Annotated in this window: 19 protein-coding genes; 8 read left to right on the top strand and 11 right to left on the bottom strand. The window is 59.4% G+C overall.

The window, feature by feature from the left end; genetic code table 11:
- Positions 1 to 55: 55 nt before the first annotated feature.
- Complete coding sequence (locus BTN45_RS08945; RefSeq protein WP_004442712.1) at positions 56 to 811, bottom strand: pyridoxine 5'-phosphate synthase; 756 nt, start codon at positions 809 to 811, stop codon at positions 56 to 58.
- Positions 812 to 1,045: 234 nt separating this feature from the next.
- On the opposite strand from BTN45_RS08945, the gene BTN45_RS08950 reads away from it, so the two are divergent.
- Positions 1,046 to 1,744 carry a MerR family transcriptional regulator gene (locus BTN45_RS08950; RefSeq protein ID WP_034498818.1) on the top strand — a complete coding sequence of 233 codons (699 nt, stop codon included), beginning with the start codon at positions 1,046 to 1,048 and terminating at the stop codon, positions 1,742 to 1,744.
- 6 nt (positions 1,745 to 1,750) lie between these two features.
- On the opposite strand, the gene BTN45_RS08955 is transcribed toward BTN45_RS08950, so the two are convergent.
- Positions 1,751 to 2,878, bottom strand: coding sequence for an ATP-dependent RecD-like DNA helicase (locus BTN45_RS08955; protein ID WP_006697803.1), 1,128 nt, complete (start codon positions 2,876 to 2,878; stop codon positions 1,751 to 1,753).
- A 213-nt stretch (positions 2,879 to 3,091) separates the two neighbouring features.
- Here BTN45_RS08955 and BTN45_RS08960 point away from each other — a divergent pair, with 213 nt between their 5' ends.
- The 3 genes from BTN45_RS08960 to BTN45_RS08970 are packed head-to-tail and all read left to right on the top strand — an operon-like array spanning position 3,092 to position 4,786.
- On the top strand, positions 3,092 to 3,466 hold the full coding sequence (locus tag BTN45_RS08960) for a hypothetical protein (protein WP_169692043.1): 375 nt from the start codon (positions 3,092 to 3,094) through the stop codon (positions 3,464 to 3,466).
- Entirely contained in the window at positions 3,450 to 4,001 is a 552-nt protein-coding gene (locus BTN45_RS08965) for an RNA polymerase sigma factor (RefSeq protein WP_004442719.1), read from the top strand. The genes BTN45_RS08960 and BTN45_RS08965 overlap by 17 nt, the downstream gene beginning before the upstream one ends.
- The gene (locus BTN45_RS08970) at positions 3,998 to 4,786 is read left to right on the top strand and encodes an anti-sigma factor (RefSeq protein ID WP_207587319.1); all 789 of its coding nucleotides are present in this window, start codon (positions 3,998 to 4,000) and stop codon (positions 4,784 to 4,786) included. Before BTN45_RS08965 ends, BTN45_RS08970 begins: the two co-directional genes overlap by 4 nt.
- Before the next feature lie 18 nt (positions 4,787 to 4,804).
- Here BTN45_RS08970 and BTN45_RS08975 read toward each other — a convergent pair whose 3' ends face one another.
- Positions 4,805 to 5,398 (bottom strand): LysE family translocator, encoded by a 594-nt coding sequence (locus BTN45_RS08975; RefSeq protein ID WP_207587321.1) that lies wholly within the window; start codon positions 5,396 to 5,398, stop codon positions 4,805 to 4,807.
- 162 nt (positions 5,399 to 5,560) lie between these two features.
- Here BTN45_RS08975 and BTN45_RS08980 point away from each other — a divergent pair, with 162 nt between their 5' ends.
- Entirely contained in the window at positions 5,561 to 6,406 is an 846-nt protein-coding gene (locus tag BTN45_RS08980; RefSeq protein ID WP_207587323.1) for an aldo/keto reductase, read from the top strand.
- Between the two features lie 163 nt (positions 6,407 to 6,569).
- On the opposite strand, the gene BTN45_RS08985 is transcribed toward BTN45_RS08980, so the two are convergent.
- From BTN45_RS08985 to BTN45_RS09000, 4 genes are all read right to left on the bottom strand, one after another.
- Complete coding sequence (locus BTN45_RS08985) at positions 6,570 to 7,103, bottom strand: SRPBCC family protein (RefSeq protein ID WP_035209722.1); 534 nt, start codon at positions 7,101 to 7,103, stop codon at positions 6,570 to 6,572.
- On the bottom strand, positions 7,096 to 7,464 hold the full coding sequence (locus tag BTN45_RS08990; RefSeq protein WP_006697797.1) for a metalloregulator ArsR/SmtB family transcription factor: 369 nt from the start codon (positions 7,462 to 7,464) through the stop codon (positions 7,096 to 7,098). Before BTN45_RS08990 ends, BTN45_RS08985 begins: the two co-directional genes overlap by 8 nt.
- A gap of 133 nt (positions 7,465 to 7,597) precedes the next feature.
- Positions 7,598 to 8,170: an acetolactate synthase small subunit gene (gene ilvN, locus BTN45_RS08995; RefSeq protein ID WP_004442728.1), complete on the bottom strand. Its 573-nt coding sequence runs from the start codon at positions 8,168 to 8,170 to the stop codon at positions 7,598 to 7,600.
- Between the two features lie 19 nt (positions 8,171 to 8,189).
- Entirely contained in the window at positions 8,190 to 9,983 is a 1,794-nt protein-coding gene (locus BTN45_RS09000; RefSeq protein ID WP_004442729.1) for an acetolactate synthase 3 large subunit, read from the bottom strand.
- Positions 9,984 to 10,364: 381 nt separating this feature from the next.
- Between BTN45_RS09000 and BTN45_RS09005 the strand changes: the two genes are divergently transcribed.
- Entirely contained in the window at positions 10,365 to 12,371 is a 2,007-nt protein-coding gene (locus tag BTN45_RS09005) for an ATP-binding protein (protein ID WP_022556567.1), read from the top strand.
- A gap of 6 nt (positions 12,372 to 12,377) precedes the next feature.
- On the opposite strand, the gene miaA is transcribed toward BTN45_RS09005, so the two are convergent.
- Positions 12,378 to 13,274, bottom strand: coding sequence for a tRNA (adenosine(37)-N6)-dimethylallyltransferase MiaA (gene miaA, locus BTN45_RS09010; protein WP_207587325.1), 897 nt, complete (start codon positions 13,272 to 13,274; stop codon positions 12,378 to 12,380).
- On the opposite strand from miaA, the gene serB reads away from it, so the two are divergent.
- Both serB and BTN45_RS09020 read left to right on the top strand, forming a co-directional pair.
- Positions 13,273 to 14,163 (top strand): phosphoserine phosphatase SerB, encoded by an 891-nt coding sequence (serB, locus tag BTN45_RS09015; RefSeq protein WP_045531885.1) that lies wholly within the window; start codon positions 13,273 to 13,275, stop codon positions 14,161 to 14,163. The genes miaA and serB overlap by 2 nt on opposite strands.
- On the top strand, positions 14,160 to 14,723 hold the full coding sequence (locus tag BTN45_RS09020; RefSeq protein WP_207587328.1) for a GNAT family N-acetyltransferase: 564 nt from the start codon (positions 14,160 to 14,162) through the stop codon (positions 14,721 to 14,723). Before serB ends, BTN45_RS09020 begins: the two co-directional genes overlap by 4 nt.
- A gap of 20 nt (positions 14,724 to 14,743) precedes the next feature.
- Here BTN45_RS09020 and BTN45_RS09025 read toward each other — a convergent pair whose 3' ends face one another.
- The 3 genes from BTN45_RS09025 to BTN45_RS09035 all read right to left on the bottom strand — a co-directional run bounded on the left by BTN45_RS09025 (position 14,744) and on the right by BTN45_RS09035 (position 18,243).
- Complete coding sequence (locus BTN45_RS09025; RefSeq protein WP_207587330.1) at positions 14,744 to 15,493, bottom strand: SDR family oxidoreductase; 750 nt, start codon at positions 15,491 to 15,493, stop codon at positions 14,744 to 14,746.
- Between the two features lie 88 nt (positions 15,494 to 15,581).
- On the bottom strand, positions 15,582 to 17,126 hold the full coding sequence (locus tag BTN45_RS09030; protein WP_006697792.1) for a Do family serine endopeptidase: 1,545 nt from the start codon (positions 17,124 to 17,126) through the stop codon (positions 15,582 to 15,584).
- 193 nt (positions 17,127 to 17,319) lie between these two features.
- Positions 17,320 to 18,243, bottom strand: coding sequence for a protease modulator HflC (locus tag BTN45_RS09035; RefSeq protein ID WP_004442736.1), 924 nt, complete (start codon positions 18,241 to 18,243; stop codon positions 17,320 to 17,322).

The raw sequence follows: 18,243 nt of genomic DNA on the forward strand, positions 1-18,243 counted from the left end.
CCCTCGCGCACGGAGCATGCGCAAGACAGAACATAGGCGAAAAAATTGGCTTTGGTTATGAAATAGCCTGACCGCAGGCCTGCCGAAAACGCCGGACTGTTTCCGCCATGCCATATTCCAGGGCATCCGCCGTCAACCCGTGGCCGATTGAAACCTCGGCCAGATAAGGGATACGTTTCATCAGCTTTGGCAGGTTCGCGACGGTGAGATCATGGCCCGCATTGACGGCAAGTCCGAGCGCCGCAGCATGGTCCGCCGTCCGCCCAAGCGTCTCGACGAGCACATCGGCCTTGTGCGGATCGTCATAACAGCCGCCATAGGGCCCGGTATAAAGTTCGATACGCGCAGCGCCCGTCTCAGCCGCCAGTTCCACCGGCTCGCGTTCGCCGTCGCCATCTGCGAAAAGCGACACCCGCATGCCGCCCGATTTCAGCCGTCCGACGACCTGCTTCAGAAATTTCGCATGCGCGCGGAAATCCCAGCCATGATCGGAGGTTGCCTGCGACGGATCGTCAGGTACGAGTGTGACCTGTTCGGGCTGGGCCTTTTCGCACAAAAGGAGAAAATCCTCGCTCGGATATCCTTCAATGTTGAACTCCGCGGAGGGAAACCTGTCATCGATCAGCGCGCGCAGGGCCGGTAGATCCGAGAAGCGGATATGGCGCTGGTCAGGCCGCGGGTGTACAGTCAGCCCGCTTGCCCCCGCCTCCAGTGCAATATGCCCGAAATGCGCGACATCCGGCCATGGAAGATCGCGGCGGTTGCGTAACATGGCAATTGCGTTCAGATTGACAGAGAGTTTTGCGGGCATGGCATCGGGCTCCGGTTCGGAATTGACATCCTGTTTCACGCAGGTTGACGCCGACCGCAAGGAGGCTGATAAATTTTTTATCATACCGGGAACGAAAGTGCGCATGACACGTTCCGGTTTTGATGTAGCGTTTGGCATTATGTTTTTATCGAAAAACGGTCTGTTGCGGGGGAATAAGCAACAGACGCCTTTAAAAAGGCAGACACGCTGCCAGAGAGCGCGAAGGGGGAGACAATGCAGGATGGCCGGATGCCGTTCGAAAGTCACGGCGACGAGGACAAACCCAATCTAAGGGTCAACAGCTTTCTACCGGATATAAGCCTGCCCTCATCGCTGCCCGCGGAACCGGTTCCGATCGCCGACATGGCCAATATCTTCGGAGTGACCCACCGTACCCTGCATTTTTACGAAGAAAAGGCACTGCTCACCTCTAAACGCATCGGACAGATGCGGGTCTATTCTCACCGCAACGTCCAGCGCATGGCCGTTATCAACGTTTGCCGCGAAGTCGGTATTTCAGTGGCTTCGATTACGGAGGTCATGGAAAAACTGGTCCGTTCTCTCTCACAGGAAGAGGCAGACGATATATTTCGCGACGCACTAAGGCAGCGAAAGCGAGAGTTGACCGCGGAGCTTTCCACGCTCCAGCGCCAGGCCCAGCAGATCGAGGAACTGCTCGTCACCGATAGCGACGAAGATGGCGCGGACGCGGCCGAGCGGGGACAGGCAAACGACATCGCGCTAACCGATCCTGAACGGAAATGTCTCGAACTCATGGCGGAAGGATACGCCCCTGTCAGGCTCGCCCGCGCCCTTGGCCTTTCGGCAAACGAGCTTAACATCCTCGAAGCGAAGATTATCGGCAAGTTCAGCGCCAGCAACCGTTTTCAGGCGGTGGCCAAGGCGGTTCTGCTCGGCGTCATCCGCGCCTGATCAGGATCAGCGAACGATGGTCAGGGTCTCAGCCGCGCGGGTAATGGCGGTGTAAAGCCACCTCTCGCGCGAGTCCCGGAACGCATAACTCTCATCGAAGAGAACCACGTTATTCCATTGCGAACCCTGGGCCTTGTGCACCGTCAACGCATAGCCGAAATCGAATTCGTCATAACGCTTGCGCGTGGACCACGGAATTTCGGCCTCCACGTCCTCGAAGGCCGCCTTCAGCAGTTTGATCTTGGCCGCACCGCGATCCATATCGTCGTCTTCAGGCCGTATCATCAGGTTGATACCAGGCTTCACCGTCTCGCGCGACGAACTCATCACCTGCCACAGCGAGCCGTTGAGCAGGCCCTTGGCCGGATCGTTGCGAAGGCAGACCAGCTTGTCGCCCGATTGCGGATAATCGGCGGTAAAACCCTTCAGCTCGCGAAGACGTTGATTGTAGCGGCGGCGGGTGCGGTTGGTGCCAACCAGCACCTGATCGGCATCGAGCACCAGCGACTGCGTCACCTCGGATTTGGAGATCACCTGCGCGGAACCATAATCGCCGCGCATGATCTCCCGGCCTTCCCGCACATCCATGGCAAGATGGATGATGGGATTGTCCTTCGCCTGGCGATGGATTTCCGACAGCAGATAATCCGGCTCCTGCTCGGTAAAGAAGCCTCCGCCCGAAACCGGCGGCAGCTGGCCGGGATCGCCGAGCACGAGGATCGGCGTGCCGAAACTCATCAGATCCTTGCCAAGCTGTTCGTCTACCATCGAACATTCATCGATGATGATGAGCGCCGCCTTGGCGAGCGGGCTCTGGCGGTTGATGGAGAACATCGGGGCAATCGAGGTCTTGCCGGTTTCTTCGTCTTCCACCGTCTCCTCTCCGCGCGGGCGGTAGATCAGGGAGTGGATGGTGCGGGCATTGGTCGCGCCGCGGGAACGCAGCACCTGCGCCGCCTTGCCGGTGAAGGCCGCAAACAGCACCTCTCCATCGACGTTTTCCGCAAAATGCTTGGCAAGCGTGGTCTTGCCGGTTCCGGCATAGCCGAACAGCCGGAAAACCGGCGACCGGCCTTCCTTGAGCCAGCGGGAAACAGCCTTGAGCGCTTCGTCCTGTTGCGGTGAAAATAACATGCGCCCTCATCGCAGGATTCGAGCCCGTTACGCAACAGAAAAAGAACGAAAGATGAATATCGTGAGCGCTGAAGCGCAGGTTTACGACCGGTTTTCCCCGTTCGTCATCAGGCTGCTGAAAAAAATATTTTGCGAAGGGAATAAATCACGGACCAACGGTGTCTCTTGTTGTGCCGGCGGCTCGAGCCCGCCCGAACCAAGGAGGATATGTCCATGAAAATCCGCTTCATCGTCCCCGCCCTCGTTCTGGCCTTTGCCGGAACAGCCTATGCCGCCCCGGCGGTCGAAACGGTCAAGACCGCAAAAGGCAATGTGCTCGCAGGTGAAAAAGGCATGACGCTCTACACTTTCAAGAACGACAAGAAGGGCGTATCCAATTGTTATGACAAATGCGCCACGAACTGGCCGCCCTTCTTCGCTGCGGAGAATGCGAAAGCCGAAGGGGCTTACTCCATCGTGACGCGTAAGGACGGCAAGAAGCAATGGGCGAAGGACGGCATGCCGCTCTATTACTGGATCAAGGACACCAAGAAGGGCGATGCCACCGGCGACGGCGTGAACGGTGTGTGGGATGCAGCAAAACCCTGACGAGATGGAAGCTGCGACGCGGGGGAGACAGTCCCCCGCGGCCGGCAGCTTCGAAGCGGAGATGCTGGCCCTGATACCGATGCTGCGCCGTTATTCCCGCAGCCTTTCGCGCTCAGATACCGATGGAGAGGACCTGTTGCAGGACTGCGTCGAGAAGGCGCTGGCCAATAAAGCAACATGGCGCGGAACCGGTTTGAAATCATGGGCCTACACGATAATGACGAATCTTTATCGCAACCGCCACCGGACAGAGAAACGGCATCCTTCGGAAAGTCTCGATGAAACGATCGCCGCTGCCGAAACGCTGGGCGATACGCTGGAGAACGACCGCCTGCATGGCGCGCTTGCGCTGCTTTCGCCTGAGATGCGCGCCGTACTGATGCTGGTGACGGTGGAAGGCTACAGTTATCAGGAGGCGGCGGAGACATTGTCGATCCCGGTCGGCACCGTCATGTCCAGACTGTCCCGCGCCCGCGAAACCCTTCGCCAGCATCTGGCGGCGGATAATATCATTCCCCTGCGGAGACCACGATGAAACGGGCTGATGCCATAACCGAAGACGACCTGCACGCCTATGTCGACGGGCTTCTCTCCGACGATGACCGCGCGGCTGTCGAGGCATGGCTCGCGGAAAGACCGGAAGAGCAGAGCCGGGTGGAAGACTGGAAGAGACAGGCCGACAGCCTGAGAAATGCCTTCGCCTCCTATGCCGCCGCACATCCGCGTGACGCATCGATGCTGATTCGCGAAAAGGTCGCACGCGCCTGGCGGCTTAAACCCCTTCTCCTGCGAACCGCGGCAGCCTTCCTGATCTTCACGGCGGGCGCGGCAGCCGGCAGGCTTCTGCCTTGGTCCGTTTCCACGCCGCAGGATGTGGTGCTGGCATCGCTGACGACGGACATTCCTGCCCAGGCGAAATCCGCTTATCTCATCTACGCGAGCGAAGTGCGTCATCCCGTAGAGGTGGGGGCCGGGGAACAGCAGCATCTGGCAACCTGGCTTGGCAAGCGGCTCGGCTACCCCTTCGCGATTCCCGATCTTTCGAAGATTGGATATGACCTCGTCGGTGGGCGTCTTATCCCCGTCAGCGGCAAGCCGGGTGCGATGTTGATGTACCAGGACAGGACCGGCAGGCGGGTGACGGTGCTGATAGGCCACAACGAAGAAAACCGTACAACCAGTTTCCGCATGGCCAGCGCCGATGGAATCGAGACGTTCTACTGGATCGACAACGAGCTGGGTTACGCCGTCTCCGCGGAACTGACGCGAGCCGAGGTACAGGCGATCGCCGAGGAATGTTACCGGCAGTTCCCGGCATAGAGTCGCTGAGTGGAGCCGTTATTTCAGCATCGGCCAGAGACTGATGACGAGAAGCACGGCCATGCTGATGTTGAACCATTTGAGCCGGACTGGAACGGAGAGCCAGTCGCGAAGCGCCGAGCCGAAACCGGCCCAGGTGGAAACACTGGGAAGATTGACGGCAGCGAAGGCCACCCCCACAAGCATTACGGTAAGGAAATACTGCCTCTCGTCCGTATATGTCGCCATTGCCGTAACCGCCATCACCCACGCCTTGGGATTAACCCACTGGAACGCCGCTGCTGCAAGAAAACTCATCGGCTGCGAAGCCACCGTGCCTTCATGGAGGCTGCGGGACGTTCCGATTTTCCACGCGATCCAGACGAGATAAAGCCCACCCGCAAATTTCAGCCCGGTGTAAAGTGCCGGTACCGAATGCAACAGTGCCCCGAGGCCAAATCCGACCCCGATCAGCAGCGAAAGAAAGCCCGCACCGATGCCGAGCATATGCGGGACGGTGCGACGGAAACCAAAATTCACGCCGGAAGCAAACAGCATCATATTGTTCGGACCGGGCGTGATGGAGGTGGTGAAGGCAAACAGCACCAGCGCGATAAATGTCTCGGCAGTCATGATCTCTCCTGTGAAGGCAACCCTACCCACGGGACCGCCATCAGACCAGCCCGGCAAACCGATCGACGAGGTCAATTTTTTTGATGGATCGATCCCGTCCGTGCCGGGTTGAGAAGTCGGAACAAAGGCTTATTCTTCCCCCGAGAACCCTGGAGCGAAACGATGTATGATGACATTCCCTACGTTGCCCTCCCATCCGGAAAAGAGGTCCCAGCCCTCGGCCTCGGGACGTGGAACATGGGGGAGACGAGATCATCCGCCGAGCAGGAGGTCGAAAGTATCCGAAGGGCCATCGACCTTGGCATGACGTTGATTGACACGGCGGAAATGTACGCGGACGGCCGATCGGAAGAGATAGTCGGCAGGGCTATCGTCAATCATCGCGAAGACGTGTTTCTGGTAAGCAAGGTCTATCCTTGGAATGCCAGTGCCACCGGCACTGTTGACGCCTGCGAGCGCAGCCTCACCCGGCTCGGCACCGACCACATCGATCTCTATCTGCTGCACTGGCGCGGAGAGCACCCACTCGAAGAAACCGTGGCGGCTTTCGAAAGACTGAAGAGGGACGGCAAGATCGGCGACTGGGGCGTCTCCAATTTCGACACGGACGACATGGAAGAGCTTTTCGCTGTTCCTGACGGCAGGAACTGCGCCGCCAATCAGGTACTTTACAATCTGTCCCGACGCGGGCCGGAGTTTTCGCTTTTGCCCTGGTGCCAGCAGAACGGAGTACCACTGATGGCCTATTCTCCCATAGAACAGGGCCGTATTCTCAAGAACCATGAACTCATACGCATCGCCAAGGCCTATCAGGCGACCCCGGCGCAACTGGCTCTGGCTTTTCTGCTGGAAAGGGAAGGCGTCATCGCGATCCCGAAATCCTCGAATCCCGCGCGCGTCGAAGAAAATCGCGGCGCGACTGATCTTGATATAACCGAGGAGGACTGGGCCGCACTGGATGCCGTCTTCCCCCCGCCAACGCGCAAGACGGCGCTGGAAATGCTTTGACGTAACAAACGGTTAGGAGACACTTCGGAATCAATCGCTCAAGCGGTTGAATCGGAATGTGAACGCCAAGTCCATAGTCAGCCCTGTCGCCCAGGGAAGATCAGGCGGACCAATCGAAACGGCGCGGCAAGCCGCGCCGTTGCATCACGAGAACGCACCGTGCCTATTGCGGTATCCGGTGCTCATATTCCTCTTTCAGACCCAGCCATGTTTCCCAGAAGGGTCCCGGCTCCTCCTCCTGAAGGCGGGCAGCGAGAACATCAAGGTGCACGTGCCAACCGGCGCTGACATTGAGCCTTGTGGTGCGATCCGCCAGCCGGCGATGGATCAGCGTCAGGAGCACGTCCTTGCCAAGAGCCTGGAGTTCGATGGAAACCTCGGCACCCTCGCCCCATGTGAAGACAAGGCGGTGCGGCGGAACAACCGTAATGATGCGGGAAGCCATCCTGTGCTCTTCGGAAAAGCCCTCAGGGCGGCGTCCGGGTGGATTGGAAAGTTCATCATTCCGCCACACCAGCTCGAATGGTGCGCCGGCGGCAAGCCGCATCTCGCCGGAAGCCAGCCAGCGGCGGCGAAGGTCGCTTTCCGTCAGATAGGCCCATACCCGTTCGACCGGCCCCGGCAGCAGCCGCTCGATCTTCAGGGTCGTCGGTTCAACGAGGCGACCATAGGTGTCAGGCATTGCAATATCAGCCATTGTCATTTCCTCCATCTGCAGGGGTTTTTCCCTGGTCTTCCTCCCTGAGCATCTGCTCAAGAATATCGAGGCGGCTGCCCCAGAACTGCCGGTAGAAATCCAGCCATTCATGCGCTTCTTCCAGCCGTTCCGGCGCAAGGCGGCAGACATGGATACGCCCCCTCACCTCGCGGCGGATGAGCCCCGCATTTTCCAGCGCCTTGATGTGCTTTGAAGCCGCAGCGAGCGAGATGTCGAACGGCTGAGCCAACTGTGTCACCGTTCGCTCACCGCGGGAAAGATCCCGCAGCATCGTGCGTCGCGTGGCGTCGCCCAAGGCATGAAAGACAGTGTCTAGATGTGAAGCGGATAATTCAACCATGTTGTTGAATATAGACTCCCGCCCAAGAAAGTCAACCATATGGTTGAATATATATCAGCCAAGAGCAGGCCATAAAAAAACCCGCGGCGAACCGCGGGCTTGTATTCCAACATCTGCTCTGCACTCGGAGAAATCACATCCCCTGCGAACCACGGTTCATCGCGGCAATGCCCGTGCGGCAGATTTCGATCAGGCCGAGCGGCTTGATGATCGCCACGAACTGGTCGATTTTCGACGACTTGCCGGTGATTTCGAAGATGAAATGCTCCACCGTCGCATCCACGACCTTGGCCTGAAACGCATCGGCAAGCCGCAACGCCTCGGCTCGGACTTCACCGGTGCCGGCAACCTTGATCAGCGCCACTTCCCGCTCGATCGGCCGCTCCTGCCCCAGTTCGCGGGCGCGAACGGTCAGGTCGAGAACCCGGTGCACCGGCACGATCCGTTCCAGCTGCGCCTTGATCTGCTCCAGCACGATGGGCGTGCCGCGCGTGACGATGGTGATGCGCGAGAGATGCGCCTCATGTTCGGTTTCCGAAACCGTCAGGCTTTCAATGTTGTAGCCACGGCCGGAAAAGAGCCCGATGACCCGAGCCAGCACGCCGGGCTCGTTGTTGACGAGAACCGACAGCGTGTGGTTTTCGACGGCGGCCGTTTCCTTCTGAATGAAGTAGGCAGAGCCGGTGGGTTGTAGGTGTGCGTTCATGTCCTTTTCCTCTCCCGGCTCAGACTAGCTGACGGCCCTTGGCGTCAATGGCGTTGGCAACTGCTTCATCCGTCGCCTCATCCGGCAGCAGCATCTCGTTATGAGCCTTACCAGACGGAATCATCGGGAAGCAATTGGCGAGATTGGCAACACGGCAATCGAAAATGACCGGCTTCTTGACCGCGATCATCTCGGCAATCTTGTCATCCAATTCCTTCGGGTCGTCGCAATACATGCCAACCGCGCCATAGGCTTCGGCCAGCTTGACGAAATCGGGCATGGCTTCCGTATAGGAGTTGGACAGGCGGTTGCCGTGCAGCAGCTGCTGCCACTGGCGCACCATGCCCATATACTGGTTGTTGAGGATGAAAATCTTCACCGGCAGGCCGTACTGGATGGCGCAGGACATCTCCTGAATGCACATCTGGATCGAGGCGTCACCGGCAATGTCGATAACCAGCGCTTCGGGGTGCGCGACCTGAACCCCGATGGCGGCCGGCAGGCCGTAGCCCATGGTGCCGAGACCGCCCGAGGTCATCCAGTGGTTCGGCTCCTCGAAGCCAAAAAACTGCGCCGCCCACATCTGGTGCTGGCCGACTTCCGTGGTGATGTAGGTGTCGCGTCCCTTCGAAGCTTCATAAAGCCGCTGCAGTGCATATTGCGGCATGATGACATCGTTGGAATTCTTGTAGGCGAAGGAGTTGCGGGCGCGCCAGCGCTCGATCTGCGCCCACCAATCCGCCGTCTGCGCCTTCTCAGGCTTCTTCGGCAAAGCGCGCCACAGGCGAACCATGTCTTCCAGAACGTGGCTGACATCACCAATGATCGGAACGTCGACGCGAACCGTCTTGTTGATCGAGGAGGGATCAATATCGATATGGATCTTCTTCGAATTCGGCGAGAAAGCGTTGATGCGGCCGGTAATACGGTCGTCGAAACGCGCGCCGACGCAGACGAGAACGTCGCAATCATGCATGGTCATATTGGCTTCGTAGGAACCGTGCATGCCCAGCATGCCGAGCCAGTTCTTGCCGGACGCCGGATAGGCGCCGAGACCCATCAATGTCGACGTGATCGGGAAGCCGGTCAGCTCGACCAGTTCACGCAGCAACCGGGTTGCTTCCGGGCCGGAATTGATGACGCCGCCGCCGGTGTAGAAAACCGGCTTTTTCGCCTTCGACATCAGTTCGATGGCGGCATGGATGGCGTTGAGGTCACCCTGAACCTTCGGCTTGTAGCTCTTCTGCTGGACGGCGGCGGAAGGCGGCGTGTAGGTGCCGGTGGCAAACTGGATGTCCTTCGGAATATCGACAACGACAGGACCCGGGCGGCCAGTCTGCGCAATGCGGAACGCCTCATGGATGATACCAGCCAGTTCGTTGACGTCCTTTACCAGCCAGTTGTGCTTGGTGCAGGGACGCGTGATGCCGACGGTGTCGCATTCCTGGAACGCGTCCGAGCCGATCAGCGTGGTGGGAACCTGGCCGGACAGGCAGACGAGCGGAATGGAATCCATCAGCGCATCCTGCAGGGGCGTAACCGCATTGGTCGCGCCGGGACCTGAGGTGACGAGCATGACACCGACCTTGCCGGTCGAGCGCGCATAACCTTCAGCCGCATGGCCAGCGCCCTGCTCATGGCGCACGAGGATATGCTGGATGTCTTCCTGCTGGAAAATCTCGTCATAGATCGGAAGTACGGCGCCGCCTGGATAACCGAAGATGTGCTCGACGCCGTTGTCCTTCAGCGCCTGCAGAACGATCTCCGCACCTGTCATGCGATTGCTGTTTTCCGTATTGTCCTTATCCGTCATTGCCTGTTTCCATCCCGCTTTGGCTTTGGATATCGAGGAGCCCTAGGGCCTGTTTGAAGACATAAAAAAAGGCCCCTAGAGGAGCCTCGTTCAGCGCATGGGTGCTTTCGCCGGATGGTTACACCATCCTGCCCATGCGCCGTCCCACCACGATAAGTACGTTAAGATTTTTCATGGGCCGGAGTGTTAGCCACAAAAGCCCCAGCCGTCAACGCATATTGCATGAAAAAATCACCGTCGCCTTCTTTTATTACCGGAAAGCGCGTCTGCACGAAATTTTCGAACGCAAGCGATACACCTGTTGTTAAGCATAATCTTTTATACCGGGAAGGCAGATGCTGCCGGAACCTCCGCGATCATCCGCATGTACCGGGAAAAAATGTGAGTAACGACACGTTTCATAACGCGTCCCGCATGGGCGAAAACGAACGGCGATCCGGCGAGCAGCCGGCGAACCGCATGCTCGGCCGTGTCATCGCCTGCGACGGCGCACGCGCCACCATTGTTGCGGAAACCGAACCGGGCACCACAGACGTATCGCAGCTCTGGTCCGTCGGACGCCTGATCTCCATTGAAATGGGCACGAGCCGCGTCGCCGCGCTTGTCTTTGCCATGCGGACCGGCGAAGAATACTGGGCGCCAGACAAGCCGAACAGGCTGCTGATCGACGTTGAACTCGTGGGCGAGGTTTATCGCACCGAAGATGGCAGCGAACGCTTTTCCACCGGCATCTCCCGTTATCCCTATCTCGGCGCGGTCGCGCATCGTATCCGTGCAAGCGACCTCTCAAGGATTTACGACGGCGGCAAGCGCGACGCCTGCGTCATCGGCAAGCTGACGCAGGACGATACGATCAATGCCGCCATCAATATTCCGCAGATGCTGGCCAAACATTTTGCCGTTGTCGGTTCGACCGGTGTGGGCAAGACCACTGCGGTCTCCCTGCTTTTGAACAAGGCAATCGAGACCGACCCGAAACTGCGTGTCCTCATTCTTGATCCGCACAATGAATTCGCCGCCGCCTTCCCAGATCATTCCGTCGTCATCGACACCGATACGCTGGACCTTCCCTTCTGGCTGATGCGCCTGGAGGAATTCGCGGAGGTTGTCTTCCGCGGCCGCAAACCCGTGCCGGAGGAAATGGATGTTCTGCGGGATCTGATTCCCGAGGCGAAAAAAGCGTTTCGCGGAACAGAAGGTTCGGCCGTTCGCCGCACCTCCGACAAGAGCGCGATCACACCTGACACGCCGGTTCCCTACCGCATCGCCGATCTTCTTGCCCTCATCGACGAGCGCATCGGGCGGCTGGAGGGGCGTGGCGAAAAACCGGCGCTGCGCACGCTGAAAGGCCGCATTCTTTCGGCCATCAACGACACGCGCTATAATTTCATGTTCTCCAGCAATACGATCAGCGACACGATTCTGGAAACAGTGGCGCATATTTTCCGCATTCCCGGGGAAGGCAAACCGATTTCGGTATTCCAACTGTCGGGCATCCCGTCCGAAGTGGTAAACTCGGTGGTTTCCGTTCTTTGCCGTATGTCCTTTGAACTGGCGGTGCTGGCGCGCGGTTCGCTACATATGCTCGTCGTGTGCGAGGAAGCGCACCGTTATGTTCCCGCCGACCCCGAGCGCGGCTTTTTCCCCACCCGCCAATCCATCGCCCAGATTGCCAAGGAAGGCCGGAAATACGGCATTTCGCTGGGCATCATCACCCAGAGACCCAGTGAGCTGGATCAGACAATCCTGTCGCAATGTTCGACTGTTTTCGCCATGCGGCTGTCGAACGAGATTGACCAGAAGATCATTCTCTCGGCTGTGCCGAACGCATCGGCCTCAACCACAAGCTTTCTTTCCTCCATCGGCAATGGCGAAGCCATCGCCTTCGGCGAGGCAGTCGGGGTGCCAATGCGCATGCGTTTCGACCGGGTGCCCACCATCAAATTGCCCAAGGCGAGCGGCACGATCAGCCACGCCAGCCAGGAAACGCCCGATACCGTTGACCTGAACGCCATCGTCACCCGCATGCGCGCCGCAAGCAGGCCGGTTATCACAGGCTTTCAGCAGAGCGTGGAAGCGGCCTTTTCAGATCCGGCGGAACCGACCGCGCGGCCTCTCGATGCGGCCGATATCGATCCCTGGAAGCGGGAGCTGGGGGCGGCCGTAAGCGAGGAATACGAACCCTACCGCCCGGACATGCTACCTGGGCGCGCCCTGCCTGCATCACAAAATCCGGTAGGCACCGACACCGCCTCCAGCGCTGTCAACGAGTTGCGCAAAGCCGGTTTCCAGATGCAGGCGCAGAATGGTCCCCAGGGTGATACACGCCCGTCGCTGCGTGAAAGCCTGCTCAAGAAACCGCTCGGCAGTCTCTACAGGAAAGATTGATTTCCTTCACGGCTGAATACGCATCCAGTCTTCATCCATCTGGTTGCGGAACCATGTCATCTGCCGTTTGGCGTATTGTCGGGTTGCAGCGGCCGATCTTTCAATCACATCCGCCGTGCTCATGCGCCCGGCCAGCATTTCAGCGATCTGGGCAACGCCAATCGCCTTCATGACGGTGGCATCGGCCGGAAGATCGAGGGCGAGAAGCGCCTGCACCTCCTCCACTGCACCGCTATGCATCATGGCTTCGAAACGGCGGTTGATACGCGCATGCAATACCGGCCTCTCCGGCAGGACCACGAGTTTTTGCGCCCGGTCCGGATCAACGATCATCTGGCCACGGGCAAGCTGAAAATCCCTGATGGACTTCCCGGTCGCTTCAAGCACCTCCAGCGCGCGGACAATACGCTGGCCGTCTCCCGGCTGGAGCATGTCGGCCATGACGGGATCGCGCCGGGCAAGCTCGGCGTAAAGGATGGCTGCGCCTTCTTCGATCAACCGGGCCCGCATCGGCTCACGGATCGTGTCCGGAATGGCAGGCATGTCGGAAAGCCCGCCTGTCAGCGCCTTGAAATAAAGCCCCGTGCCGCCGACGATGACGGGGAAACGCCCCTGCTCGCGCAGATCGGCAAGCACGGCGGTGATATCCCGCAGCCATTCGCCCGTGGAGTAGAGGCTGCTCGCCGGCACGTGACCGTAGAGGAGATGCGGCACCCCCTCCATCTCGTCTTCGGACGGTCGGGCGGTCAACACGCGCAGCGTGTCGTAAACCTGCATGCTGTCGGCATTGATGACGACACCGTCCCGCTCCACAGCCAGACGAAGCGCAAGCGCGGACTTGCCGCTAGCCGTCGGGCCGGTTATCAGGATCGCATCAAAATTCTCATCAAGGTTTTTCATCATGGCTCTGGTTGCCACGCTTATCGCCAATCCGTCAAATCCTGTTCTGACACCGGCCCTCGGCGAAGCGGCCGCGAAGGCCGTGAACGCTTCGGGCCTCTACTGGCTGGCGGACGGGATTGCCTGCGATATCGCCCTGCCCTCCGGCACCGCAACCGAGCAGGCACACAGGACTATCGCTGACACCCTCGCCGGCCAGCCGATCGATATCGTGATCCAGGAGCAGGACCAGCGTCGCAAGAAACTCCTGATCGCAGACATGGATTCGACCATGATCGGTCAGGAATGCATCGATGAGCTGGCAGCTGAAGTCGGGCTGAAGGACAAGGTCTCCGCCATCACCGCACGCGCCATGAACGGCGAAATCGCCTTTGAACCGGCACTGCGGGAGCGCGTCGCGTTGCTGAAAGGACTGCCGGTTGCTGTCATCGATGACGTCATCGAAAAGCGCATCACGCTGACCCCGGGTGGCAAGGAACTCATCGCCACCATGAAGGCGAAAGGCTATTACACGGCCCTCGTGTCAGGCGGTTTCACCGTCTTCACCAGCCGTGTCGCCGCGGTGCTCGGTTTTGACGAGAACCGCGCCAATCTGCTTGGTGAGGCAAATGGCGAGCTTGATGGCACCGTTGCCGAACCCATCCTCGGAAAACAGGCCAAGGTAGATGCGTTGAATGATATTGCCGCCAAACTCGGCATTTCTCCAGATGAGGCGATGGCGGTTGGCGATGGAGCCAATGATCTGGGCATGCTGCATGTGGCGGGCGCGGGCGTGGCCCTGCACGCCAAGCCGGCCGTGGCGGCCGAAGCGCAGATGCGCATCGACCATGGCGACCTGACGGCGCTTCTTTACATTCAGGGTTATCGAAAGACGGACTTTGTCACCCCATGATCATTCGCGAGACGCCAAGACTTATTCTGCGCGAGTGGAAGGAGAGCGACCGAGACCTTTTCCGTGAAATCAATGCCGACGAGAAGGTCATGGAATTTTTCCCCTTCCGCCGCAGCCATCAGGAAGCGGACGCGGTTCTCGAAACCATCAATGGCATGATCCGCGGCAGTGGTTATGGCTTCTATGCGATGGAGCAGCGGGAAACAGGCGAATCCATGGGATTTTGCGGTATTTCGCCCGTCCTTAATCTCGACCCGCCCTTCCCGGTCGGCACAATGGAGATCGGCTGGCGGCTCGCCACCCGTTTCTGGGGACATGGCTATGTCACCGAAGCGGCGCAGTCGCTGCTCGTGATGGCCTTTGACGAAAAGGAGACGCCGGAAATCGTCTCCTTCGCTGTCTGGAACAACCACCGTTCGACCGCCGTGATGGAGCGAATCGGGCTGAAACGTGATCCCTCGCGGGATTTCGACCATCCCCGCGTGCCCACGGAGACTCATCCCCATCTGCGTCCGCACGTCACCTATGCGCTGACGCTGGAGCAATGGCGGGCGCGTTGACGTGACCCGCCGGTCCGGAATTATTTCACCGCGGCGTTGCCACCATCGGCAAAAAGCGCCGCGCCAGCGACAAAACTCGCCATCGGGCTGGCGAGGAAAAGCGCTGCCTGCGCTATTTCCTCGGGTTGGGCGATGCGTTTCATCGCATGCAGGCTGGCGGCCCAGTCCTTTTGTGCCCGATCCCCTGCCATCGGCGTGTCCACACCCCCGGGCAACAACGCATTGGCGCGAACGCCGCTGGCGGCATAATCGGCGGTAATACCCTTCACCAGCCCCATCAGCGCGGCCTTCGCAGCGCCGTAAGCCGACATGCCCGGTATGCCGACACTGGTGCCGACGAAACTTGAGGTAAAGACGATAGAACCGCCGCCGCGCCTCAGCATCAGCGGAATCTGGTAGCGCGCGCCAAGAAAGGCGGAAGTCAGGTTGACGTTAAGCACGTAATCCCATTCGTCAGGCGAAATCTCCGCCAGCGGTTTGGCGGCACCCACGCCGCCCGCATTGTTGACGGCGATATCGAGACCACCAAAAACGTCGGTGGCCGCCTCGGCCAAACGGGAATGGGTTTCCGCAACGCCAGCGTCGCCGGCAACCGTGTGCACATGTCCGCCCGCCTCACGAATCTCGGCGGCAACCTCGTCCAGCGCCTTTTCGCCGCGCGCATTAATGACGACGGCGGCGCCATGAGCGGCAAACAGGCGCGCCGTCGCGCGGCCGATGCCGGATGACGCGCCGATGATGATGGCGACTTTGTTTTCAAGTAATTTCATAGCCTTGGTCTCCGTTCGGTGGAGGCCAAGGCTTAAAGAGCCGGCAGCATCGGAACCACCCGATTCCTGCCCGACCGTGCGGAAAGCGTTATTCCAGCGGCAGCGCCACCACGCGCAGATTGCCCTGCGCATCGGCCACCATCATGTGGGCGTTCTTGCGGCCTTCCGATTTCAGACCATTCACCCGCACCAGCACGTCGCCCGGAACCTCCATGAAGTCCTGTCCGACTTCCACAATCACATCGCCTGCCTTCATGCCCTTCTGTTCTGCGGACGAACCCGGATCGACACTTGCGACCAGCACGCCTTCAACGCTCTCGGCAATGCCCTTTTCCGTCCGCAACTCATTGCTGAGCACAACGAGATTCATGCCAAGCACGCTCTGCGGCGCTTCACGCACCTCCGGAGTCTGATCCTGGGCCTGATCGTCGCCGCCATCATTGTCTTCCGGCGCGATCACACCGCTGTCGCCGTCGTCAGTCTGCTGGTCGTCAGTCGAAGCTTTCTCATCCGTAGTATCCTGCAGCTGGCCCAGCTTGACCTTGACGGTCTCTTCCTTTCCGTCGCGCAGGATGACGACATCGACTTCCTTGCCGACCGGGCTTTCCGCCACGATCCGCAGAAGGTCACGCATCTCGTGAATATCCTTGCCGTCGAATTTCAGCACGACGTCGCCAGCCTGGATCGGACCGTTTTCCACCGGGCCGCCCTTGGCGACCCCGGAAATCAGCGCGCCCTTGGCGCTGTCCATGCCGAGGCTTGCGGCGACATCGTCCGTGACCGGCTGGACACGAACACCCAGCCAGCCGCGGCGGGTCTCTCCGAATTCGATCAGTTGCTGAACGATGTTCTGTGCAAGCTCCGTCGGCACGGCGAAACCGATACCGATCGAACCGCCGCTCGGCGAAATGATCGCCGTATTGATGCCAATCACCTCGCCCTTCATGTTGAAGAGCGGGCCACCGGAGTTACCCTTGTTGATGGCCGCATCCGTCTGGATGAAATTGTCATAAGGGCCGGCATTGATATTGCGGCCGCGCGCTGAAATGACGCCAACGGTCAGCGATCCACCAAGCCCGAAGGGGTTACCGACCGCCATTACCCAGTCGCCAATGCGCATGCTGCGCGAATCGCCAAATTTGACCGCCTTCAGCGGCGTTTTTGGCTCCACCTTCAGAACGGAAAGATCGGTCTTGGTATCGGTGCCGACAAGCGTCGCCTTGAGCTTCGAGCCATTCGGGAAAATCACCTCGATGGCATCGGCACCCTCGATGACGTGGTTGTTGGTGACGACATAACCGGCGGGATCGATCACAAAACCGGACCCGAGGGAATTGACCTTTTCACCGCCTTCCGGCTTCTGGCTGTCGAAATAATCCTTGAAGAACTCCTGGAAGGGCGAACCTTCCGGCAGACGTGGCGGAACCGGCCCCTTGCCATCTGTCTTGACGTTCTGCGACGTGGAAATATTCACCACCGCATCCAGCAGCGGCTCGGCAAGATCGGCAACAGATTCCGGCCCGTGGCTTTGCGCGCCCGCCGGAAGCGGCACCGCAAGGCTGCCCGCAACAAGCGCTATTACCGCGACTGCGGAAATGCTGCTGCGAAAAGGCGAAAGAAGGGTCACGGCCATATGCGTCCTCGCGTTTCAAATCGTCTTGCCCTGCATATATCGTCAAAGCATAAGGCGGAATGATGAAGTGTAAAAATACCTTTTCGTGAACAGGCGGGGGACGCCTTGCCCTTAGCCACAGCATTGGCACGAAACCCCACCAAAAAGAAAGGGCCGGTAAAAACCGGCCCCTCCAAATTCATTTTATCCGCCATCAGTTCGCCGGCGCAGGTGCGGGCGCGGCCGGAGAGGCAGGGGCCGCACCGTCGATATTGTTGAAATAACGGAAGAACGTCGAGTCCGGCGACAGAACCAGCGTCGTGCCATTGCCGTTCAGTGCGTTGGCATAGGCCGACATGGAGCGATAGAACTCGAAGAAGTTCGGATCACGCTGGAAAGCCTCGCCGAACACCTTGTTACGCTCCGCATCGCCTTCACCGCGCAGAACTTCGGACTGGCGGCGAGCGTCGGATTCCAGTTCCACAACCTGACGGTCAGCGATAGCGCGGCGGCGCTGCGCTTCTTCGTTACCACGGGCGCGGATCAGTTCGGCTTCCGCCAGACGCTCCGACTTCATGCGTTCGAAGGTCTGCTGGGAGACTTCCTGCGTCAGGTCGGTACGGCGGATGCGGACATCGACGATGCTGATCCCAAGCGATTCCGCATCGGGACGCAGATCGTCACGCACTTCCTGCATCATCGACGCACGTGCATCCGACAGCGCCGATTCAAATCCGCGCAGACCGTAAACCCGGCGCAGCGATGCGTCGAGACGGGTGCGCAGGCGCGATTCAGCCGACATCTGGTCACCGGAGACCGTCTGCCGGAAGCGGCGCGCATCCGTAATGCGGTAGACCACGAAGGCATCGACCTCGTAGAACTTGCCGCCGGAAACCTGAACACGGATATTATCGTGGTCGAAACGCAAGGCGCGGTTCTCGATATATTGCACGCGATCAGCATCCATGAAGGCGAAGGGCAGCTTGAAATAGAGGCCCGGCGCTGTTTTCACGTCCTGGATTTCACCGAAGCGGACGACGATGGCCTGCTGGCGCTCGTTAACCACGAAGATCGACGAATAACCGAGAAAAAGCAGGACGGCGAGACCGACGAGAACGGCTGTAAGACGGTTACCCAT

The organism is Rhizobium sp. ZX09 (assembly GCF_017357485.1).
In the GTDB taxonomy this organism is placed as follows: domain Bacteria; phylum Pseudomonadota; class Alphaproteobacteria; order Rhizobiales; family Rhizobiaceae; genus Agrobacterium; species Agrobacterium pusense.

Bases quoted from the DNA above. Each gene is read 5' to 3' on its own strand.
- BTN45_RS08945 (WP_004442712.1), bottom strand. From the start codon at position 811: ATGCCCGCAAAACTCTCTGTCAATCTGAACGCAATTGCCATGTTACGC.
- BTN45_RS08950 (WP_034498818.1), top strand. From the start codon at position 1,046: ATGCAGGATGGCCGGATGCCGTTCGAAAGTCACGGCGACGAGGACAAA.
- BTN45_RS08955 (WP_006697803.1), bottom strand. From the start codon at position 2,878: ATGTTATTTTCACCGCAACAGGACGAAGCGCTCAAGGCTGTTTCCCGC.
- BTN45_RS08960 (WP_169692043.1), top strand. From the start codon at position 3,092: ATGAAAATCCGCTTCATCGTCCCCGCCCTCGTTCTGGCCTTTGCCGGA.
- BTN45_RS08965 (WP_004442719.1), top strand. From the start codon at position 3,450: ATGCAGCAAAACCCTGACGAGATGGAAGCTGCGACGCGGGGGAGACAG.
- BTN45_RS08970 (WP_207587319.1), top strand. From the start codon at position 3,998: ATGAAACGGGCTGATGCCATAACCGAAGACGACCTGCACGCCTATGTC.
- BTN45_RS08975 (WP_207587321.1), bottom strand. From the start codon at position 5,398: ATGACTGCCGAGACATTTATCGCGCTGGTGCTGTTTGCCTTCACCACC.
- BTN45_RS08980 (WP_207587323.1), top strand. From the start codon at position 5,561: ATGTATGATGACATTCCCTACGTTGCCCTCCCATCCGGAAAAGAGGTC.
- BTN45_RS08985 (WP_035209722.1), bottom strand. From the start codon at position 7,103: ATGGCTGATATTGCAATGCCTGACACCTATGGTCGCCTCGTTGAACCG.
- BTN45_RS08990 (WP_006697797.1), bottom strand. From the start codon at position 7,464: ATGGTTGAATTATCCGCTTCACATCTAGACACTGTCTTTCATGCCTTG.
- ilvN (WP_004442728.1), bottom strand. From the start codon at position 8,170: ATGAACGCACACCTACAACCCACCGGCTCTGCCTACTTCATTCAGAAG.
- BTN45_RS09000 (WP_004442729.1), bottom strand. From the start codon at position 9,983: ATGACGGATAAGGACAATACGGAAAACAGCAATCGCATGACAGGTGCG.
- serB (WP_045531885.1), top strand. From the start codon at position 13,273: ATGGCTCTGGTTGCCACGCTTATCGCCAATCCGTCAAATCCTGTTCTG.
- miaA (WP_207587325.1), bottom strand. From the start codon at position 13,274: ATGATGAAAAACCTTGATGAGAATTTTGATGCGATCCTGATAACCGGC.
- BTN45_RS09020 (WP_207587328.1), top strand. From the start codon at position 14,160: ATGATCATTCGCGAGACGCCAAGACTTATTCTGCGCGAGTGGAAGGAG.
- BTN45_RS09025 (WP_207587330.1), bottom strand. From the start codon at position 15,493: ATGAAATTACTTGAAAACAAAGTCGCCATCATCATCGGCGCGTCATCC.
- BTN45_RS09030 (WP_006697792.1), bottom strand. From the start codon at position 17,126: ATGGCCGTGACCCTTCTTTCGCCTTTTCGCAGCAGCATTTCCGCAGTC.
- BTN45_RS09035 (WP_004442736.1), bottom strand. From the start codon at position 18,243: ATGGGTAACCGTCTTACAGCCGTTCTCGTCGGTCTCGCCGTCCTGCTT.